This window comes from Ectothiorhodospira mobilis, from assembly GCF_900114895.1.
Classification (GTDB): domain Bacteria; phylum Pseudomonadota; class Gammaproteobacteria; order Ectothiorhodospirales; family Ectothiorhodospiraceae; genus Ectothiorhodospira; species Ectothiorhodospira mobilis_A.
Window position 1 is genome coordinate 156,909 of the sequence record NZ_FOUO01000004.1, and the last position, 19,849, is coordinate 176,757.

General features: G+C 68.1%; 20 protein-coding genes. All 20 read left to right on the forward strand.

Going from position 1 to position 19,849, the window contains the following annotated elements:
• The first annotated feature begins 1 nt into the window (after position 1).
• The 20 genes from fliH to BM214_RS04840 all read left to right on the forward strand — a co-directional run bounded on the left by fliH (position 2) and on the right by BM214_RS04840 (position 19,847).
• Positions 2–970 (forward strand): flagellar assembly protein FliH, encoded by a 969-nt coding sequence (gene fliH / locus BM214_RS04745; RefSeq protein ID WP_244887844.1) that lies wholly within the window; start codon positions 2–4, stop codon positions 968–970.
• Positions 963–2,414: a flagellar protein export ATPase FliI gene (fliI, locus tag BM214_RS04750; protein WP_090484061.1), complete on the forward strand. Its 1,452-nt coding sequence runs from the start codon at positions 963–965 to the stop codon at positions 2,412–2,414. Before fliH ends, fliI begins: the two co-directional genes overlap by 8 nt.
• Positions 2,411–2,851, forward strand: coding sequence for a flagellar export protein FliJ (gene fliJ, locus BM214_RS04755; RefSeq protein ID WP_280521881.1), 441 nt, complete (start codon positions 2,411–2,413; stop codon positions 2,849–2,851). Before fliI ends, fliJ begins: the two co-directional genes overlap by 4 nt.
• A gap of 136 nt (positions 2,852–2,987) precedes the next feature.
• Positions 2,988–4,016 carry a flagellar hook-length control protein FliK gene (locus BM214_RS12735; RefSeq protein WP_143096348.1) on the forward strand — a complete coding sequence of 343 codons (1,029 nt, stop codon included), beginning with the start codon at positions 2,988–2,990 and terminating at the stop codon, positions 4,014–4,016.
• Positions 4,017–4,377: 361 nt separating this feature from the next.
• Positions 4,378–4,881, forward strand: coding sequence for a flagellar basal body-associated FliL family protein (locus tag BM214_RS04765; protein ID WP_090484064.1), 504 nt, complete (start codon positions 4,378–4,380; stop codon positions 4,879–4,881).
• A gap of 9 nt (positions 4,882–4,890) precedes the next feature.
• Complete coding sequence (fliM, locus tag BM214_RS04770) at positions 4,891–5,877, forward strand: flagellar motor switch protein FliM (RefSeq protein ID WP_090484065.1); 987 nt, start codon at positions 4,891–4,893, stop codon at positions 5,875–5,877.
• Positions 5,878–5,895: 18 nt separating this feature from the next.
• The gene (gene fliN, locus BM214_RS04775) at positions 5,896–6,519 is read left to right on the forward strand and encodes a flagellar motor switch protein FliN (RefSeq protein ID WP_090484066.1); all 624 of its coding nucleotides are present in this window, start codon (positions 5,896–5,898) and stop codon (positions 6,517–6,519) included.
• Positions 6,520–6,551: 32 nt separating this feature from the next.
• The gene (fliO, locus tag BM214_RS04780; protein ID WP_238618927.1) at positions 6,552–6,980 is read left to right on the forward strand and encodes a flagellar biosynthetic protein FliO; all 429 of its coding nucleotides are present in this window, start codon (positions 6,552–6,554) and stop codon (positions 6,978–6,980) included.
• Positions 6,977–7,732 carry a flagellar type III secretion system pore protein FliP gene (fliP, locus tag BM214_RS04785; protein ID WP_090484068.1) on the forward strand — a complete coding sequence of 252 codons (756 nt, stop codon included), beginning with the start codon at positions 6,977–6,979 and terminating at the stop codon, positions 7,730–7,732. Before fliO ends, fliP begins: the two co-directional genes overlap by 4 nt.
• Before the next feature lie 18 nt (positions 7,733–7,750).
• Positions 7,751–8,020: a flagellar biosynthesis protein FliQ gene (gene fliQ, locus BM214_RS04790; RefSeq protein WP_090484069.1), complete on the forward strand. Its 270-nt coding sequence runs from the start codon at positions 7,751–7,753 to the stop codon at positions 8,018–8,020.
• Between the two features lie 7 nt (positions 8,021–8,027).
• Entirely contained in the window at positions 8,028–8,804 is a 777-nt protein-coding gene (fliR, locus tag BM214_RS04795; RefSeq protein WP_090484070.1) for a flagellar biosynthetic protein FliR, read from the forward strand.
• Between the two features lie 3 nt (positions 8,805–8,807).
• A complete protein-coding gene (gene flhB / locus BM214_RS04800; protein ID WP_090484071.1) occupies positions 8,808–9,965 on the forward strand; it encodes a flagellar biosynthesis protein FlhB in 1,158 nt (385 codons plus the stop codon).
• Positions 9,966–12,059 (forward strand): flagellar biosynthesis protein FlhA, encoded by a 2,094-nt coding sequence (gene flhA, locus BM214_RS04805; protein ID WP_090484072.1) that lies wholly within the window; start codon positions 9,966–9,968, stop codon positions 12,057–12,059.
• Positions 12,060–12,124: 65 nt separating this feature from the next.
• On the forward strand, positions 12,125–13,495 hold the full coding sequence (gene flhF, locus BM214_RS04810; RefSeq protein WP_090484073.1) for a flagellar biosynthesis GTPase FlhF: 1,371 nt from the start codon (positions 12,125–12,127) through the stop codon (positions 13,493–13,495).
• Complete coding sequence (locus tag BM214_RS04815; protein ID WP_090484074.1) at positions 13,479–14,369, forward strand: MinD/ParA family protein; 891 nt, start codon at positions 13,479–13,481, stop codon at positions 14,367–14,369. The genes flhF and BM214_RS04815 overlap by 17 nt, the downstream gene beginning before the upstream one ends.
• A gap of 11 nt (positions 14,370–14,380) precedes the next feature.
• Positions 14,381–15,103: an RNA polymerase sigma factor FliA gene (locus BM214_RS04820; protein WP_090484075.1), complete on the forward strand. Its 723-nt coding sequence runs from the start codon at positions 14,381–14,383 to the stop codon at positions 15,101–15,103.
• A 93-nt stretch (positions 15,104–15,196) separates the two neighbouring features.
• Positions 15,197–15,580: a chemotaxis response regulator CheY gene (locus BM214_RS04825; RefSeq protein ID WP_177217582.1), complete on the forward strand. Its 384-nt coding sequence runs from the start codon at positions 15,197–15,199 to the stop codon at positions 15,578–15,580.
• Positions 15,581–15,589: 9 nt separating this feature from the next.
• Positions 15,590–16,369, forward strand: a complete 780-nt coding sequence (locus BM214_RS04830; protein ID WP_090484076.1) for a protein phosphatase CheZ — start codon at positions 15,590–15,592, stop codon at positions 16,367–16,369.
• Between the two features lie 137 nt (positions 16,370–16,506).
• A complete protein-coding gene (locus BM214_RS04835) occupies positions 16,507–18,660 on the forward strand; it encodes a chemotaxis protein CheA (RefSeq protein ID WP_090484077.1) in 2,154 nt (717 codons plus the stop codon).
• Positions 18,661–18,737: 77 nt separating this feature from the next.
• On the forward strand, positions 18,738–19,847 hold the full coding sequence (locus tag BM214_RS04840) for a protein-glutamate methylesterase/protein-glutamine glutaminase (RefSeq protein ID WP_090484133.1): 1,110 nt from the start codon (positions 18,738–18,740) through the stop codon (positions 19,845–19,847).
• Positions 19,848–19,849 lie beyond the last annotated feature (2 nt).

The following is a 19,849-nucleotide window of genomic DNA, read 5'->3' on the forward strand; positions in this document are numbered from 1 at the left end:
CATGGCGATGATCGAACGGGTGATACCGCAGGAACGGGCCGGGGACTACCGGCGCTGGGACCTCCCCGACGTAGGGGCCCCGCCGCCGCCCCCCGAGCCCGCACCTGCGGCGGAGGAGCCGCAACAGGCCGCGGGAGAGGAGGCGCAGGATCCCCAGGACGGACCCACGCCGGAGGAGTTGGAACGCCTGCGTGAGGCGGCCCGCCAGGAGGGGTTCGAACAGGGGTATCGGGAGGGATACGAGGCGGGCCGTGCCGAGGGCCGGGAGGCCGGCCACCGCGAAGGCGAGGCCCGGGGGCGCAGGTCCGGAGAACGCGCCATGCGGCCGCATATCCAGGCCCTGGAGCAGTTGTTGCAAGGCCTGGCCACGCCCTATGCCGAACTGGACCAGGCCATGGAAGAGGAACTGGTGCAGCTGGCCATGGCCGTGGCCCGGCACCTGGTGCGCCGGGAGTTGCGCACCGATCCCTCGGCGGTGGTGGCGGTGCTGCGCGAGGCCCTGGGGGCCCTGCCCAGCGCCGAGCGCAAGGTGCGCCTGTATCTGCATCCCCAGGATGCACGGGTGGTGCGCGATGCCCTGCAGGTGGAGGAACTGAACCGGCCCTGGTCGGTGGTGGAGGACCCCACCCTGAGCCGGGGCGGGGTGCGCGTGGAGACGGATACCTCCCGGGTGGATGCCACCCTGGAGACGCGGCTGAATGCCGTCATCGCCTCGGTCTGGGGTGGGGAGCGCCGTGGGGACCGGGATCCGGACCCCACCCATAACGAGACCACCGGGGCCGATCCCTCGGCCGGGCAGGGTGTGGACGGCGGCCCGCAGTCCCAGTCCCCGTCCTCCCCCGGGGCGGATGCCGGTGCCGCTTCCGTTGAGGCCACCGAGGAAGAAGAGGACCTGTGGGCGGCGCTGCTGCAGGATGCGGATCCCACCGCGCCGGAGAATGCATCCGCAGGGGAGGGTCGTCATGACTGAGTCCGTCGATGCCCTGCCCGCCGCCCTGCGCACCGAGGTGCGCCAGAAGGTCCTGGCCCAGCGCCTGAATCGCTATCGCCAGCGGGTGCAGCACACCCGTACGGTGGTGGCGGAGGGCCGCCTGGTGCGCATGGTGGGGCTCACCCTGGAGGCGGAGGGCTGTCAGGTCTCCGTGGGGGGACGCTGCCGTGTGGTGAGTGCCGGCGGACACGAGGTGGAGGCGGAGGTGGTGGGCTTCTCCGGGGAACGCACCTATCTCATGTCGGTGGGGGATGTGGGCGGACTCACCCCGGGTGCCCGCGTCATCCCCACCCGTCACGCCCGTGAGACCCAGGTGGGGGAGGCCCTGCTGGGACGTGTCCTGGACGGTTCCGGACAGCCCCTGGACGGTGGACCCATGCCCCGCTGCGAGGACCGGGTGTCGCTGCATGGCCGTCCCGTCAATCCCCTGGCGCGGGCCCCCATCCGCGAGCCCCTGGACGTGGGGGTGCGTGCCATCAACGGCCTGCTCACCGTAGGCCGGGGGCAGCGTATGGGCCTGTTCGCCGGCAGCGGCGTGGGCAAGAGCGTGCTGCTGGGGATGATGACCCGCTACACCACCGCCGATGTCATCGTGGTGGGCCTGATCGGGGAGCGTGGGCGCGAGGTGAACGAATTCGTGCAAAACAGCCTGGGCCCCGAGGGGCTCGCCCGGGCCGTGGTGGTGGCGGTGCCGGCGGACCATCCCCCGCTGATGCGCATGCACGGCGCCATGCTGGCCACCAGCATCGCCGAGTATTTCCGCGACCGGGGCAGCAACGTGCTGCTGCTCATGGATTCCCTCACCCGCTTCGCCCAGGCGCAGCGGGAGATCTCCCTGGCCATCGGCGAACCCCCGGCCACCAAGGGTTACACCCCCTCGGTCTTCGCCCGCCTGCCGCAGCTGGTGGAACGGGCCGGCAACGGGGACCATGGCCAGGGTTCCATCACCGCCTTCTATACGGTGCTGGCGGAGGGGGATGACACCAACGACCCCATCGCCGATGCCGCCCGCGCCATCCTGGACGGCCACGTGGTACTGTCGCGGCGCATCGCCGACATGGGCCGCTACCCGGCCATCGACGTGGAGGCCTCCGTGTCCCGCGTGATGACCGACATCGCCGCGCCAGGTCACCTGCGCTCCGCCCGGCGGTTCAAGCAGATCTATGCCCAGTATCAGCAGAACCGGGACCTGATCAGCGTGGGGGCCTACCAGAAGGGGGCCGATCCCCGCGTGGACGAGGCCGTGGCCCTGTATCCCCGCCTGGAGGGGTATCTACAGCAGGATATGGGCGAGTCCGTGCGTCTCGAGGACAGCGTCCGCGCCCTGCAGGAACTGACCCCCGCCGCGGAGGCCGGGGAGGCCCGCCGCAAATCCGGCGCAACGGGTGTCCCCTTGCGGGCGGCGAAGGGTGAATCGGCATGAATCGTTCCCGACGCATGGAACCGGTGGTGCGGCTGGCGGATCACCGCCAGCAGGATGCGGCACGGCAACTGGGGGGCTGGCAACGGACCCTGGAGGAACGCCTGCAACGACTGCACGAATTGTGCGACTACCGGGATGAGTACGCCCGCCGCTTCCAGGATCAGACCGCCGGGCCCATGACGGCGGTCTCGGTGCGGGACTACCGGATCTTCCTGGAGCGGCTCAACACCGCCATCGAGCAGCAGGACCGCCTGGTGGCGGCCGCCCGGGAGGAGTTGGAGCGCAGCCGCGGCACCTGGGTCCAGGCCCGGGGGCGCACGGAGGTGCTCACCCGCCTGGTGGAGCGGTTCCGGCAGGAGGAGCGCCACGAGCAGGAACGCCGGGAACAGGCGGAGCAGGACGACCGGCCCCGCCGCCGCGGCCCCATGGATCCTTGAATAATGCAATTCTGGTGCGTTTCTTGTATGGAATTTCACAGGCTTTGATGACACAGGGTTCGCCGGCATGGACATGAACTTCACTCAGTGGTCCGCTTTGCCCCGGAATGCCACCGGGCCGGGGGGTGCGGCCGTCTTGGAATCCCTGCCCGCCGGGCTGCGCGAGGAACTGGGACGAGGCGGGGATTTCTGGAGCAGCCTGCTGGATCATCTGCGCCAGCTCCACTCGGATCTGCCCGAGGACCTGGATCCCGAGGGCCTCCTGGCCCTGCTGGGCTCCCAAGGCTCTGCAGAGGATGAGGCGCCGGCGGGTCTGCTCATGGGGCTGCTGGCCGCAGCCATGCAAGAAGGGGGGGAAGGCGGCAGGCCCCTGCCATCGGAGGGCGGGATCCTGCCGGCGGGGCGGCCGGAGGCGGGCGCCGCCAAGCCCCCCGCGGCGGATGATCTGATGGGGCTCCTCCTGGGGCAGCGTCTGGCGGGTGCGGCCGCCCCGGCCCAGGAAGGGGCCAACGGGGGCCGTGCGGAGGCCGGCTGGCAACAGGCCCTGCTGCTGCGTGCCGTGGGGGGGCAGGGGGAGGCCTCGCCCCTGGTCCAGGGGGAGGGGGCGGGACGTATCCTGCGGTTTGCGGAGGGGATACAGTCCTCCCTTTCCAGCGCATCCCCTGATGGGGGACTGCAGCCGGGGTCCCTGATCCAGACCCCGAACCAGGGGGCGGTCCTGCGCCCCCTGACCCTGGAGACGCCCGTCGCTCAGCCCAATTGGAACGAGGCGGTGGGCAACCGCGTCCTTTGGATGGTGAATCAGAACGTGCAGGGGGCGGAGCTCAAGCTCAATCCGCCGCAACTGGGTCCCCTGGAAGTGCGCATCTCCATGGAGGGGGACCGGGCCCATGTGCAGTTCGTGGCCCATCATCCCGCCACCCGGGAGGCCCTGGATGCCGCCATCCCGCGCCTGCGGGAAATGCTGGCCGGCAACGGTGTGGATCTGGGTAATGTGGATGTCTCCCAACGCCAGGCCCAGGGCGGCGAGACCGGCACCGGGGGAGGCGGGGGCCGGCAGGATCCCGGCGCGGGTGGCGGGGAAGGGGAGGCGGTCCCGGGTGCCCGTGTGCAGGCCACATCCGCCTCCGACCGGGATTCCGGACTCCTGGACGCCTACGCCTGACCCCTGCATCGATTCCCTCTCCCCGGACCCCGCTGCGGGTCCGGGATCCCCCCATGCCAACGGCATCTCCCTCCTTCCCCCTGCGCAACGGGTCCGTGCCGGCGACGGGCGGGGCGGGGTGATGGATCCATGGGGCGATCCGGCGCTTCATCTGCGTCATAATGCCCCACCATCGCCCCCGCCGCGCCGGATCGCCGACGCCCGTCCCCCATCCGGGACCAACGGCGGCGGCCCGGGATGTCAAGAATCCGCCGCCCGGCGGCGAGAATCCTTGTAACTCAAAGAAAAATAAAAGAAAAAATATCCTTTCCTTGTATGGCATGGGGCTTGCAACATTGGACAAAACGGAGACGGGACAGTCATGGCCAAGAGACCCGAAAAGAAGTTGAACCTGGAGGCAGGCAATGCCAAGCCCAAGGGGGGGCGGCTGAAGCTGATCCTCCTCATCCTCCTCAGTTCGCTGCTGGCCGCAGGTGTGGGCGGGGGCGCCGCCTGGTATTTGCTGGGGGGCATGCAGGCCCAGACCCCCTCGGAGCCGGCGCCGAAGGAGCCCGGTTACCTGGCGCTGGATCCACCCTTGGTGGTGAATTTCGAGGGCAACGGGCGGGTGCGTTTCCTGCAGGTGGGGATCGTGCTCATGGCCCGGGATCCCCAGGTCCTGGAGGCCGCACGCAAGCATCTGCCGGCCATCCGCAACGACCTGATGCTCCTGTTCGGGGATGAGCGTTATGAGGTGCTGCTCACCCCGGAGGGCAAGGAGGCGGTGCGCCAGGAGGCCCTGGAGGCGGTGCGGCAGGTGCTCATGGACCGGGGGGAGCCGGCGGACGTGCAGGCCATCTATTTCAACAGTTTCGTGATGCAGTGAGGCGGGTACATGGGCGCGAACGATGTCCTTTCCCAGGACGAGATCGATGCACTGCTCCACGGCGTGGACAGTGGGGCGGTGGATACCTCCGCCGAGGACGAGCTGCTGTCCCACGACGGGGTGGCGCGGCAATATGACCTGACCACCCAGGACCGCATCGTCCGGGGGCGGATGCCCACCCTGGAGATGATCAACGAGCGTTTCGCGCGCTACATGCGCATCGGACTGTTCGAGATGCTGCGCCGTTCCTCGGAGATCTCCGTGGGGGGCGTGAAGATGATGAAGTTCGGGGAGTACGTGCACTCCCTCTATCTCCCCACCAGCCTCAACATGGTGCGGGTCAAGCCGTTGCGGGGCACCGGCCTGTTCGTGCTCGACCCGAAGCTGGTGTTCATCCTGGTGGATAATTTCTTCGGTGGGGACGGGCGCTATCAGGCCAAGATCGAGGGGCGGGAGTTCACCCCCACCGAGCTGCGGGTGATCCGCATGCTGCTGGAGCAGGCCTTTGAGGATTACCGCAAGGCCTGGGCGCCGGTGATGGATCTGGAGTTCGAGTTCAGCCGCTCCGAGGTGAACCCCCAGTTCGCCAATATCGTCAGTCCCACGGAGGTGGTGGTGGTATGCACCTTCCACGTGGAGCTGGACGGCGGTGGCGGCGAGTTCCACATCACCCTGCCGTATTCCATGATCGAGCCCATCCGCGAGCAATTGGACACCGGTCTGCAAAGCGACCGGGCGGATGTGGACGACCGCTGGGTGAAGGCCCTGCGGGAGGAGCTGAAGTTGGTGGAGGTGGATATCAGCGCCCGGCTGGCGGAGACCACCCTCACCGTGGCGGAGATGATCAATCTCAAGCCCGGGGACATCATCCCCTTCGAGATGCCCGATACCATCACCCTCAAGGCCGAAGGTATCCCCGTATACCGCGGCCGGTTCGGCACGTCCGATGGTTATAACGCCGTCAAGGTGACGGGGCGCATCAAGCTCTGGAACTGATGACGAGGAGAGCGACCCATGAGTGAAGAGAACGAACAGGATCCCAACGCCGAATCCGTGGACGATGTCTGGGCCGCGGCCCTGGCGGAGCAGGCCGAGGCCGAGGAGGGGTCTGAGGACGAGTCCACCCCCGCCTCCGGGGGGGAGACCATTGCACAGCAGGCGGGCGAGGCCGCAGGCGACGGGGCGGCGGAACCGGCCGCGGCACAGGACCAGAAGCCGGACGGCGCGACCGCCGCCGCGCAGGCCGCGGCGGAGAAGGACAAGTCGCGCATGCGCGGCGGCGGGGCGGACGAGAGCGCCTCGGCCCTGGGGGCCTCCCATGTCTCCAAGGCGGAGTTCGAGGACCTGATGGACGAGTCCAACCGCACCGGTGATCCCGATGTGAACCTGGATGTGATCCTGGATGTGCCGGTGACCATCTCCATGGAGATCGGCCGCACCAAGATCCCCATCCGCAACCTGCTGCAGCTCAATCAGGGCTCGGTGGTGGAACTGGACCGCCTGGCCGGGGAGCCCCTGGATGTGATGGTCAACGGCACCCTGGTGGCCCACGGCGAGGTGGTGGTGGTGAACGAGAAGTTCGGTATCCGCCTCACCGATGTCATCAGCCCGGCGGAACGGGTGAGAAAGCTCAAGTGAGGCACGCCATGGGCAGGATCAGGGCGAGTGTGATGGCCGCATGCCTGCTGTTGCCGGCGGGGCTGGCGGCGGCGGCCCCGGAGGGGGCCGATCCGGCGCCGGGCCTGGGTATCACCTCCGGCGGGGCGGCCTACCTGCTGCAGCTGCTGCTGGGATTGGCGGTGGTGATCGCCGCCATCCTGGTGCTGGGCTTCGTGCTGCGCCGCACCGGCGGGATCGGCGGCCGCCTCTCCGGGGAGTTTCGTGTCCTTGGGAGCGTCTCCCTGGGGGCACGGGAGCGCATGGTGCTGGTGCAGGTGGGGGAGCAGCAACTTGTGCTGGGGGTGGCCCCGGGCCAGGTGCGTACCCTGCATGTGCTGGCGCGGCCCCTGGAGCCCCGAGGGACGGCGGCCCCGGCGGGGGAGGAGAGCTTCACCGCCCGCCTGCGCGCGGCCATGGGCACCAAGGGGGGCACGTCATGAGCCCGCTGCGCCGCATCCTGCCGCTGTTGGCCGCGGTGCTGGCGCTGCTTCCCGTGGACGCGGCCCTGGCCCAGAACGGTTTCGAGATCCTCACGGTGGAGCCCGGGGAGGAGGGCGGCGAGACCTATTCGGTGACGCTGCAGATCCTGGTGCTGATGACGCTGCTGAGCCTGCTGCCGGCGGCGCTCATCATGCTCACCTCGTTCACGCGCATCATCATCGTCCTGGGGATCCTGCGCCAGGGCATCGGCACCACCCAGACCCCCTCCAACCAGATCCTCATCGGCCTGGCCCTGTTCCTGACGCTGTTCGTCATGGCCCCGGTCTTCCAGGCGGTCTATGAGGAGGCGGTGCAGCCCTTCATGGCGGAGGAGATCTCCCAGGACGAGATGGTGCAAAGGGCCTGGGGCCCCATGCGGGACTTCATGCTGGAACAGACCCGGGAGACGGACATCGCCCTGTTCGCCCGCATCGCCGACCGCGACGGCTTCGAGACCCCGCAGGATGTGCCGTTCTCCATCCTGGTGCCCTCGTTCATCATCAGCGAGCTCAAGACCGCGTTCCAGATCGGGTTTTTGATCCTGATCCCGTTTCTCATCATCGACCTGGTGGTGGCCAGCGTGCTCATGTCCATGGGGATGATGATGCTCTCGCCGCTGATCATCTCGCTGCCGTTCAAGATCATGCTGTTCGTGCTGGTGGACGGCTGGGCCCTCATCGTGGGCACCCTGGCCAGCAGTTTCTTCGTCTAGCCCTCCGGGGAGGCCTCCATGAACCAGGACATCGTCATCGACGTGGGACAGCATGCCCTGATGATCATCATCATGCTCTCCGCCCCGGTGCTGCTCACCGGCCTGGCGGTGGGTCTGCTCATCGGCATGCTGCAGGCGGCCACCTCCATCCAGGAGATGACCCTGTCCTTCATCCCCAAGCTGCTGGCCATGTTCGTGGCCCTGATGGTCTTCGGCAGCTGGATGCTGGACCTGTTGGTGGAGTACGTCCTGCGGCTCTATGACGCCATCCCGGGGCTGATCGGGTAGGGCGGTCATGTTCCAGTTCACCGAGGCACAGCTGATGGCCTGGGTCGGGTCCTTCGCCTGGCCCTTCGTGCGCATCACCGGGATGTTCCTGGCGGCCCCCATCTTCGGCGCCGGCATGATCCCGGTACGGGTGCGCATCGTGCTGGCCATGTTGCTGGCCCTGTTCGTGGCCCCGCTACTGCCCGAGCCGCCGGCCATCCAGCCCTTCAGCCTGGAGGGGCTGGCGGTGACCGTGCAGCAGGTCCTCATCGGCGTGAGCATGGGCTTCATCCTGCAGATGGTGATGAGCGCCCTCACCATGGCAGGGGAGTCCATCGCCCTGTCCATGGGTCTGGGCTACGCCTCCATGGTGGACCCCGGCATGGGGGTGCAGGTGCCGGTGGTGTCGCAGATCTTCGTCATCATGGGGACGTTGCTCTTTCTCAGCATGAACGGCCATCTGTTCATGCTGGACATGCTGGTGCAGAGTTTCACGCTGCTGCCCGTGGCGGTGGACGGGCTCACCCGCGTGGATCTGTGGACGGTGGTGCAGTTCGGTTCCACCATGTACGTGGGGGCCGTCCTGGTGGGGCTGCCCGTGGTGGCCGCCATGCTCATGGTGAACCTCTCCATGGGGGTCATCACCCGGGCCTCGCCGCAGCTGAACATCTTCGCCGTGGGGTTCCCCATGATGATCCTGCTGGGCTTTTTGCTCATCCTGTTCAGCCTGCCGGCCCTGGCCCCCCGGGTGCAGGACCTGGTCCTGGCCGCCTTCGAGGCCATTCAACGGATCCTGGGGGCCTAGGCCATGGCGGAGAATGAATCCTCCCAGGAGAAGACCGAGGAACCCACCCCGAAACGCCTGCGGGATGCCCAGGACAAGGGGCAGGTGGCCAGTTCCAAGGAGCTGAACACCACGCTGGTGCTGCTGGCCGGGTCGGTGACCCTGCTCACCTTCGGCGGGGCCATGCTGGACCGTATCCAGGAGCTCTTCCGCCGCAGCTTCATGATCGACCGGGGGCGCATCTTCGATCCCGCCTACATGCTCACCGCCCTGGAGGATCGCCTGGCCCAGGGGCTGCTGATCCTGGCCCCGCTGATGGGGGTGCTGGCCATCGCCGCGCTGATCGGTCCGGTGGTCATGGGGGGCGGGCGTTTCCGGCCCCAGGGTATGGCCTTCAAGGGGGAGAAGCTGGATCCCATGAAGGGACTCAAGCGCATCTTCGGCCCCCAGGGGGCCATGGAACTGGGCAAGACCTTGGCCAAGTTCGGTCTCATCGCCACCGTGGCCACCATCATCCTCTGGACCTTTGCCAACCGCATCATCGCCCTGGGGGGGCAGGAGATGGGGCCCGGCCTGGCCCACGCCGGCTATCTCATCGCCTGGACCTTCGTGGCCCTGAGCGCCACCATGGTCTTCGTCACCCTGGTGGATGTGCCCTTCCAGATCTGGAACCACCAGCGCCAGCTGCGCATGACCAAGCAGGAGGTCAAGGATGAATACAAGGAGACCGAGGGCAAGCCGGAGGTCAAGAGCAAGATCCGCCAGACGCAGCAGGAGATCTCCCGCCGGCGCATGATGGCCGAGGTGCCCAAGGCGGACGTGGTGGTGACCAACCCCACCCACTTCGCCGTGGCCCTGAAGTACGACCAATCCAAGATGCGGGCGCCCCGGGTGGTGGCCAAGGGGGCCGATTTCGTGGCCGCCGAGATCCGCGAGACGGCCCGCAGCCATGGCGTGGCCGTCTTCTCCGCGCCCCCGCTGGCCCGCGCCCTGTACTCTGGCACAAAGCTGGACCAGGAGATCCCTGCGGCCCTGTACGTGGCCGTGGCCCAGGTACTGGCCTATGTCTATCAGCTGCGCAGCGCGCAGCGTCAGGGGGGGGAACCGCCCCCGCCGCCCACGGACCTGCCCGTGCCGGACGATCTGGCCAATCCCGATTCCACGCCTTCGGAGAACGCATAAATGGCGACCCTGGCCGACTCCCTGCAGACGATCAAGCGTTCGGGGCTGGGGGCCCCGCTGCTGCTCATGGCCCTCCTGGCCATGATGGTCATCCCGCTGCCCCCCCTGGCCCTGGACCTGCTGTTCACCTTCAATATCGCCCTCTCCCTGGTGGTGATCATGGTGGCCGTGTACGCCCCGCGGCCATTGGAGTTCGCCGTCTTCCCCACGGTGCTGCTGGTGGCCACCCTGTTGCGCCTGGCCCTGAACGTGGCCTCCACCCGGGTGATCCTGCTGGAAGGGCACACCGGCACCGCGGCGGCGGGCAATGTCATCCAGGCCTTCGGCGACTTCGTCGTGGGGGGCAACTACGCCGTGGGCCTGGTGGTGTTCACCATCCTGGTGATCATCAACTTCGTCGTGGTGACCAAGGGGGCGGGCCGCGTCTCCGAGGTGAGCGCCCGCTTCACCCTGGATGCCATGCCCGGCAAGCAGATGGCCATCGACGCCGACCTCAACGCCGGTCTCATCTCCCAGGACGAGGCCCGCCGGCGGCGGGATGAGGTGGCTCAGGAGGCGGATTTCTACGGCTCCATGGACGGGGCCAGCAAGTTCGTGCGCGGGGATGCCATCGCCGGCATCCTGATCCTGTTCATCAATATCATCGGCGGTCTGGTGATCGGCACCCTGCAGCAGGACATGAGCCTGGGGGATGCCGCCACCAACTACGTGCTGCTCACCATCGGCGATGGTCTGGTGGCGCAGATCCCGTCGCTGCTGCTGTCCTCGGCCACGGCCATCATCGTCACCCGCGTCTCCACCGCCCAGGATATGGGCCAGCAGGTGCTCTCCCAGCTGTTCGGCGCCTCCAGGGCCCTGTACGTGGCCGCCGGCATCATCGGCCTGCTGGGGCTGGTGCCGGGCATGCCCAACCTGGTGTTCCTGAGCCTGGCGATCCTCATGGCGGCCAGTGGCTATCTCATGCAGCAGCAACGGGCGGCGGCGGAGTTGGCCGAGTCCCGGCAGATGGAGGCGGAGGCGGCACCCCCCCCCAGTCCGGAGACCAAGGAGCTCACCTGGGACGACGTGCCGCCGGTGGATCTGGTGGGGCTGGAGGTGGGCTATCGCCTCATCCCCCTGGTGGACCGTTCCCAGGGGGGGCAGCTCATGGGCCGCATCAAGGGGGTGCGGCGCAAGCTCTCCCAGGAGTTGGGTTTCCTCATCCAGCCGGTACACATCCGGGACAACCTGGATCTCGGTCCCAACCAGTACCGTATCACCCTCATGGGGGTGACCGTGGGGGAGGGGGAGGTCTTCCCGGACCGGGAACTGGCCATCAACCCCGGCCAGGTCTTCGGCGAGATCAAGGGCACCCCCACCAAGGACCCCACCTTCGGTCTGGATGCCCTGTGGATCGCCCCCTCGCAGCGGGAGGAGGCCCAGGGCCTGGGCTATACGGTGGTGGACGCGGGCACCGTCATCGCCACCCATCTCTCCCAGATCCTCAAGGACCACGCCCACGAGCTGCTGGGCCACGAGGAGGTGCAGCACCTGCTGGATACCCTGGCCAAGCATTCGCCCAAGCTGGTGGAGAACCTGGTGCCCAAGACCCTGAGCCTGGGGGGCATCCTCAAGGTCATGCAAAACCTCCTGGCGGAGCAGATCCCGATCCGGGACATGCGCACCATCGCCGAAACCTTGGCGGAGCACGGCGTGCGGAGTCAGGATCCCGACGTCCTCACCGCCGCCGCACGGGGAGCCCTGTCCCGGTCCATCGTCCAGAACATCGTCGGCACGGCGCCGGAGCTGCCCTTGATCGCCATCGATCCCTCGTTGGAACAGATATTGCAGAAATCTGCCCAGGGGACATCCGGAGGGGGGCTCGGCATGGAGCCGGGGCTGGCGGAACGCCTGCAGCGCTCCATTTCCGAGGCGGCCGACCGCCAGGAACGGGCGGGGGAACCTGCGGTACTGGTGGTCTCCCCGGATATCCGGCCCTGGATGGCCCGCTGGCTGCGCAGCGCCGTGCGTGGACTGCATGTGCTGGCCTACACGGAGATCCCGGACAACAAACAGATTCGCGTGGTGGCCACGGTGGGCCGGGAAGACCAGTGACCGAACACAGGGGCGGGGGAGGACTCAAGGACCTCCGCCCACCAGGCTGACGGACAGGTATCGATATGAAGATCAAACGCTATTTCGCCCCCGACATGCGCCAGGCCATCAACCGGGTGCGTGAGGCCCAGGGGCCCGACGCGGTGATCCTCTCCAGCCGCAAGGTGGAGGGGGGCATCGAGCTCATCGCCGCCATCGACTACGACGAGGAGGAGGTGCAGCGCATGGCCTCGGCGGCCGAGCCTGCCGGGGCCCCCGCCGCGGCTGCGGGCATGCAGCGGGATGCGTATGCGTCCGCCCCGGACGGCGCCGCCGCCCCCGAGGACGACGACCCCCTGGGGGCCCTGCTCACCCCGGTGATGGAGCCGCCGCGGGACGCAGAGGCAGGAGAAAAGCCCCAGGCCACCGCGGGCAGTGGCGGGCGCGGCCGGCGCGATCCCATGCGTGAGCCCGCCCTGCTGGCCATGCAGAAGGAGATCCAGGGGCTTCGGGGCATGCTGCAGGAACAGCTCAGCAGCCTGGCCAACCAGGAGTTCGCCCGCGCCGAGCCCTGGCGCGCCACCATCGCCCGCCGCCTGCAGTGGATCGGTCTGGAACAGGAACTCTCCCGGGACATCGCCCGGCAGGTGGACACCCCCGACGATCCGGTGGAGGGCTGGGAGGAGGCCCTGTCGGCCTTTGCCGACCGCGTGCCGGTGGCCACTGACGGTCTCCTGGATGAGAGTGGTATCATCACTCTGGTGGGCCCCAGCGGCGTGGGCAAGACCACCACGGTGGCCAAGCTGGCCGCCCTCTACACCCTGCGCCACGGTCAGGATTCCGTGGCCCTGATCACCACCGACGGCAATCGCCTGGGGGCCCAGCGCCAGTTGCAGACCTTCGGCCAGTTGCTCGGGGTCCCCGTCTACGCCGCGCAGACAGGGCGGCAGCTCAACGACATGCTAGAGAGGCTCCAGTCCAAGAAGATGGTCTTCATCGACACCGCCGGCACCAGCCAGCGGGACATGCGCATGCTGGATGAACTGGCGGGCATGACCTCCATCCCCTCGGCCCGGGTGTTGCTGGTGCTGGCGGCCAATGTGCAGAAGGCGGCCCTGGGGGAGACCCTGCAGGCCTTCAGCCGGTTGGAGCCCGACGCCTGCATCCTCACCAAGGTGGACGAGGCGGCCAGCCTGGGCGAGGCCCTGTCCGCCCTCATCCGGGCCGGATTGCCCCTGTCCTTCGTCAGCGAGGGGCAGCGCATCCCGGACGACCTGCGCCCCGCGCAGGCCCAGCGGCTGATGCATCAGGCGGCCGAGATGGTGGATCATCGCCGCCGGGAGCGCAGCCGTGTGGCCCGCCGCGACGAGGAACAGGCCCCGGTCTTCAGCATCCCGTCGAGCCGGGAACGGATCCACGAACCCAGCACCAGGTTTGCCCATGCCTCCAGCCACTGAAGGCCGGGCCGCCGAAACGCGGCCCGGAGAGCGTCTCAAGCCGGTACGCGTCATCGCCGTTTCCAGCGGCAAGGGCGGGGTCGGCAAGACCAACGTCTCGGTCAACCTGAGCGCCGCCCTCTCCCAGGCCGGCCAGAACGTGATGCTCATGGACGCCGACCTGGGCCTGGCCAACGTGGACGTGCTCCTGGGGCTGCAACCCCGGCTCAACCTCTCCCATGTCCTGGCGGGGGAATGCGGTCTGGAGGAGGTGATCATCGACGGGCCGGGGGGGATCGCCATCGTGCCCGCCGCTTCCGGCATCGCCCGCATGGCGGACCTGGAACCGGCGCAGCACGTGGGGATCATCCACGCCTTCAGCGAACTCACCCGGTCCGTGGACGTGCTGGTGGTGGATACCGCCGCCGGTCTGCACGATAGCGTCACCAGCTTTTGCCGGGCTGCCCAGGAGGTGCTGGTGGTGGTGTGTGACGAGCCCGCCTCCATCACCGACGCCTATGCCCTCATCAAGGTCCTGTACCGGGACCACGGCATCCAGCGCTTCCGCATCCTGGCCAATATGGTACGCAACGAGCAGGAGGACGAGGGCCGGGGCCTGTTCCGCAAGCTGGTGGCGGTATGCGAGCGCTTTCTGGATGACGTCATGCTGGACTACCTGGGTTCGATCCCCCACGACGACTACCTGCGCAAGGCGGTGCAGCGGCGCCGCTCTGTGGTGGACGCATTCCCGTCCTCCCCCTCGGCCCGGGCCTTCGCCACCCTGGGCCGGCGCATCCAGCAGTGGCCCATGCCGCGCGGGGCGCGGGGGGGTATCGAATTCTTCGTGGAACGCCTGGTGGCCAGTGGCCAGGGCGATCCGGAGCCCGTGCCATAAGCAGCCTAGCCATGTACGCCACGCCACAGTTGGACCAAAACCGTCTGGTGGACGAGCACGTGCCGCTGGTGAAGCGCATCGCCTATCACCTGCTGGCGAGGCTGCCCGCCAACGTGCAGGTGGATGACCTCATCCAGTCGGGCATCATCGGCCTGCTGGAGGCGGCCCGCCACTACGACCCGTCCCAGGGGGCCAGCTTCGAGACCTATGCCGGCATCCGCATCCGCGGGGCCATGCTGGACGAGGTACGCCGCAGCGACTGGACCCCGCGCTCGGTGCACCGTCATTCCCGCCGCATCAGCGAGACCATCCGGGAGATCGAGCACCGGGAGGGGCGGGAGGCCACCGCCGCGGAGATCGCCGAGGGCCTGGGGGTGGACATGAAGACCTACCAGGACATGCTGCGGGACGCCGTCACCAGCCGTGTGCTGGCCTTTGACGATCTGGGGGACCCCGAGTCGGGGGGCGAGCCCACCTTCCCCGATCACGGCCCGGATCCCCTGCAGAACCTGGAACGGGGAGACTTCAAGTCCTCCCTGGCGGAGAACATCCAGGGATTGCCGGAGCGGGAGCGGCTGGTGCTGTCCCTGTATTATGATGAGGAACTGAATCTGCGGGAGATCGGGCAGGTGCTGGGGGTGAGCGAATCCCGCGTCTGCCAGATCCACGGCCAGGCGCTGATGCGCCTCAAGGCCCGCATGAGCGAGTGGGTTGCCGACGGGGAACGGGTCTGAGGACACCGTCAACCACTCACCGGGATATCGATCCCCCGCCGCCCTTGCGGGGATCGGCTACGCATGAATCGGGAGGCTTTCGTGAACAAGAACATGAAGATCCTCATCGTGGACGACTTCTCCACGATGCGGCGCATCATCAAGAACCTGCTTCGGGATCTGGGCTACAACAACACCGCCGAGGCGGATGACGGCAATACCGCCCTGCCCATGCTGCAGAACGGCAACTACGACTTCCTCGTGACGGACTGGAACATGCCCGGGATGCCCGGCATCGACCTGTTGCGCGCGGTGCGTGCCGATCCGCGGATCAAGGACCTGCCGGTGCTCATGGTGACCGCCGAGGCCAAGCGCGAGCAGATCATCGAGGCGGCCCAGGCGGGGGTGAACGGGTACATCGTCAAGCCCTTCACCGCCGAAACCCTGCGGGAGAAGATCGACAAGATCTTCGAACGCCTGGAACAGCAGCAGGCCTGAAGACTCGCCATGAACCCTTCAGACGAAGACACCGCCGCCATCTTCAAGGAAGAGCAGCTGGCCCGCGCCCGGGAACTGGTGCAGCTCATGGAGTCGGGGGATGAAGCGGGGGCCGGACGCCTCATCGAGGAACTGGGCCAGACCCACGAGAGTGTGCTCTTCTCCCAGCTGGGCAAGCTCACCCGGGATCTGCACGAGGCCCTCAACGCCTTCCGCAGCGATACCCGGCTTGCGGAACTCACCCGGCAGGACATCCCCGACGCCAAGGAACGCCTCAATTACGTGGTCACCATGACCGAACAGTCGGCCCACCGCACCCTCAATGCCGTAGAGGAGAGCCTGCCCCTGTCCGAGTCCCTGGCGCAGCGGGCGGGGCATCTGCGGGCGGAATGGTCGCGTTTTCGCCAGCGGGAGATGTCCCTGGATGAATTCCGTGAGGTGAGTGCCCACCTGGGGCGCTTCCTGGAGGATACGGAACGGGATGCCGAGAAGCTGCGCCAGGCCCTCTCCGAGGTGCTCATGGCCCAGGACTTCCAGGACCTGACCGGCCAGGTGATCCGCCGGGTGATCACCCTGGTACAGGATCTGGAGGACAACCTGGTGGGGCTGGTGCGGGTCTCCGGGCAGCGTCTGGCCAAGCCGGAGGAGGGGCATCCGGAGACGGCCGACCGGGACGGCGAGAAGGACAACCGCGGCACGGGTCCGTCGGTGTCCGGCACCTCGGACCAGGGGGATGTGGTCAGCGGCCAGGACGACGTGGACGAGCTGCTGTCCAGCCTTGGCTTCTGATCCCGCGCACCCGTCGCGGAGCAGACCGCTCTCCACGGTCCGCCCCGCCGCAGGTGGGGCCGGCCATTCAGAATTTCCCGCACCGGCCGCAAACCTCGGGGTAGACGGGGTAATCGCATGACGCGCGAGAGATCGACATGAGCCTGGACACCGACGACGAGATCCTGAACGACTTCCTCGTGGAGGCCTCCGAAATATTGGATGCCCTCGGGGAACAGTTGGTGGAGTTGGAGCGCACACCGGACGACAAGGATCTGCTCAACGCCGTCTTCCGCAGCTTTCACACCATCAAGGGCGGGGCCGGCTTCCTCAATCTCGAGAACCTGGTGAAGATCTGTCACCGCTCGGAGGATGTCTTCAACCTCCTGCGCCAGGGGCAGCGGCAGGTGGACAGCAACCTGATGGACATCATCCTCCAGGTGCTGGATGTGCTCAACCGCATGTTCGACGAGATCCGCTCCGGCGAGGAGCCCGCCCCGGCCCCCCAGGCCCTGCTGGATGCCCTGGAACCCCTGACCTATCCCCCGGGGGAGGAACCCGCCGGTATGGCCCCTGCCGCGGCCCCGGAGCCGTCTTCGGCATCATCCCCGGAGCCTGCAGCGACCTCCGCGTCCGCCCCGGCACAGGCCTCCGGACAGACCGGTGGCGGGGATATCACCGATGAGGAGTTCGAGGCCCTGCTGGATGCCATGCAGGACCAGAAAGGGCAGGGGGGCGGTGGGGCCGCATCGTCTGCATCCCCAGCCCCGTCCCAAGCCACCGGCGGTGGCGACCTGATCACCGACGAGGAGTTCGAACAGATCCTGGATGAACTCCAGGGCAAGGGCAATGGCCCAGGTACCACCGGCGGCACGGGAGCGGATGCCGGCAAGGGCGGGGATGAGATCAGCGACCAGGAGTTCGAGCAACTCCTGGACAATCTCCATGGCAAGGGGCATCCCCCCCGTCCCGTGGAAGGACAGGCGGCACCGAAGCCTGCCCCGGGGGGCGCGGGCGGTGCCCAGCCCCCCGCCCAGGGAGGGGGTCAGCCGGCGGCGGCCCCCTCCGGCGGGCCGGACAAGGAGCAGGGTAAGGGCAAGGGCAAGGAAGGGGATAAGGGGGGTGCCCCGGCCCGTTCCGCCCCGGCCGAGACCTCGGTGCGGGTCGACACCAAGCGCCTGGACGACATCATGAACCTGGTGGGGGAGCTGGTGCTGGTGCGCAACCGCCTGGCTACCCTGCGCTCGCGCATGGGGGATGAACAGGTCTCCAAGGCGGTGACCAACCTGGACGTGGTGACCGCCGATCTGCAGACGGCGGTCATGAAGACCCGCATGCAGCCCATCAAGAAGGTCTTTGGACGCTTCCCCCGGGTGGTGCGCGACCTGGCCCGCAGCCTGAAGAAGGAGGTGAACCTGGAGTTGCAGGGCGAGGACACCGACCTGGACAAGAACCTGGTGGAGGCCCTGTCCGATCCCCTGGTACACCTGGTGCGCAACGCCGTGGACCACGGCATCGAATCCCCGGAAGAACGCGAGGCGGCAGGCAAGCCCCGGGCCGGGCACGTGGTGCTTTCCGCCACCCAGGAGGGGGATCACATCCTGCTCACCATCAGCGACGATGGCAAGGGCATGGATCCCGATATCCTGCGCAGCAAGGCGGTGGAGAAGGGGCTCATGGACGAGGAGGCCGCGGCACGGCTGTCGGACCACGATGCCTACAACCTCATCTTCCGTGCCGGGTTCTCCACCAAGACGGAGATCTCCGACGTCTCCGGTCGCGGTGTGGGCATGGACGTGGTCAAGACCCGCATCGCCCAGCTCAACGGCCGCATCGAGATCAGCTCCGAACTGGGCAAGGGCAGCACCCTGCGGGTGCGCCTGCCCCTGACCCTGGCCATCCTGCCCACCCTCATGGTGGTGCTGGGCAAACAGCGGTTCGCCCTGCCCCTGGCCAATGTCAGTGAGATCTTCGACCTGGACCTGTCGCGCACCAACCGCGTGGACGACCAGGAGGTGATCATGGTGCGCAACCGGTCCATCCCCCTGTACTATCTGCGTCGCTGGCTCGTGTCGGGGGACGCGCCGCCGCCGGACGGGGTGGGCCATGTGGTGGTGGTCTTCTCCGGCAACCAGCGGGTGGGGTTTGTGGTGGACAGCCTCATCGGACAGGAGGAGGTGGTGATCAAACCCCTGGGCAATGTCCTGCACGGCGTGCCCGGTCTGGCCGGGGCCACCATCACCGGCGACGGCGGCATCGCCCTGATCCTGGATGTCCCCGGTCTGCTCAACAGCTATGCCCGCCGGGGCTGAACGGCCCATCCGCCCCCGCTGGCGGACGGGATCCAAGGCGCGCCGCAGCGCGCGCGTGTGAAGATCGGAGAGAGTTGATGGCAGTTCGCGTTCTGGTGGTCGATGATTCCGGGTTCTTCCGGCGCCGCATCGTGGATATCCTGAATGCGGATCCCGCCCTGGAGGTGGTGGGCACGGCCGCCAACGGGCAGGAGGCCATCGACCAGGCCCTGGCCCTGAAGCCCGATGTCATCACCATGGACATCGAGATGCCGGTGATGGACGGCATCACCGCCGTGCGACGCATCATGGCACGCCAACCCGTGGCCATCCTCATGTTCTCCTCCCTCACCTTCGAGGGGGCCAAGGCCACCCTGGATGCCCTGGAGGCGGGGGCGGTGGACTTCCTGCCCAAGCGCTTCGAGGACATCGCCCGGGAGCAGCAGGAGGCCAAGGATGTCCTCTGCCGGCGCGTGCGCAACATCGCCCGTCGTGGCCGCGTCGGGCGTACGCCCACTCCCCCCGCCGCCCCCACCGCGCCCGCAACCCGCCCGGCCCCCGGGGCCGGTGCGCGGCCGCGACCGGAGCCGGCCCACGGGGCCCGCCCGGAGGGGGAGCGTGCCCCTGCCCTGAACCTGCGGGATTTCCGAGTGGTGCTCATCGGCACCTCCACCGGCGGTCCCCTGGCCCTGCAGAAGGTCCTCGTGCAGTTGCCGGCCCGATTCCCCCTGCCGCTGCTGATGGTGCAGCACATGCCCGCCAGCTTCACCCCCGCCTTCGCCCAGCGCCTGGACCAGCTCTGTGCCATCCGTGTCCGGGAGGCCCAGGATGGCGATGCCCTGGAACCCGGTCTGGCCCTGCTGGCCCCCGGGGGGCAGCAGATGCAGGTGGAGTCCCGGGGCGGGCGCAGCCGGGTGCGCATCACCGAGGCCACGCCGGACCAGCACTACCGCCCCTGTGTGGATGTCACCTTCAACTCCGCCGCCGCCGCCTTCCGCGGGGACGCCCTGGCCATCGTCCTCACCGGCATGGGGGCGGATGGGCGCGAGGGGGCGAAGCTGCTCAAGCGCTGCGGATCCACCGTCTGGGCCCAGAACGAGGAGACCTGCGTGGTCTACGGCATGCCCGCGGCGGTGGTGGACGCCGGGCTGGCGGACCGGGTGCTGCCCCTGGAGCAGATCGGCAAGATCCTTGCGGAGGCCTGCTGAGT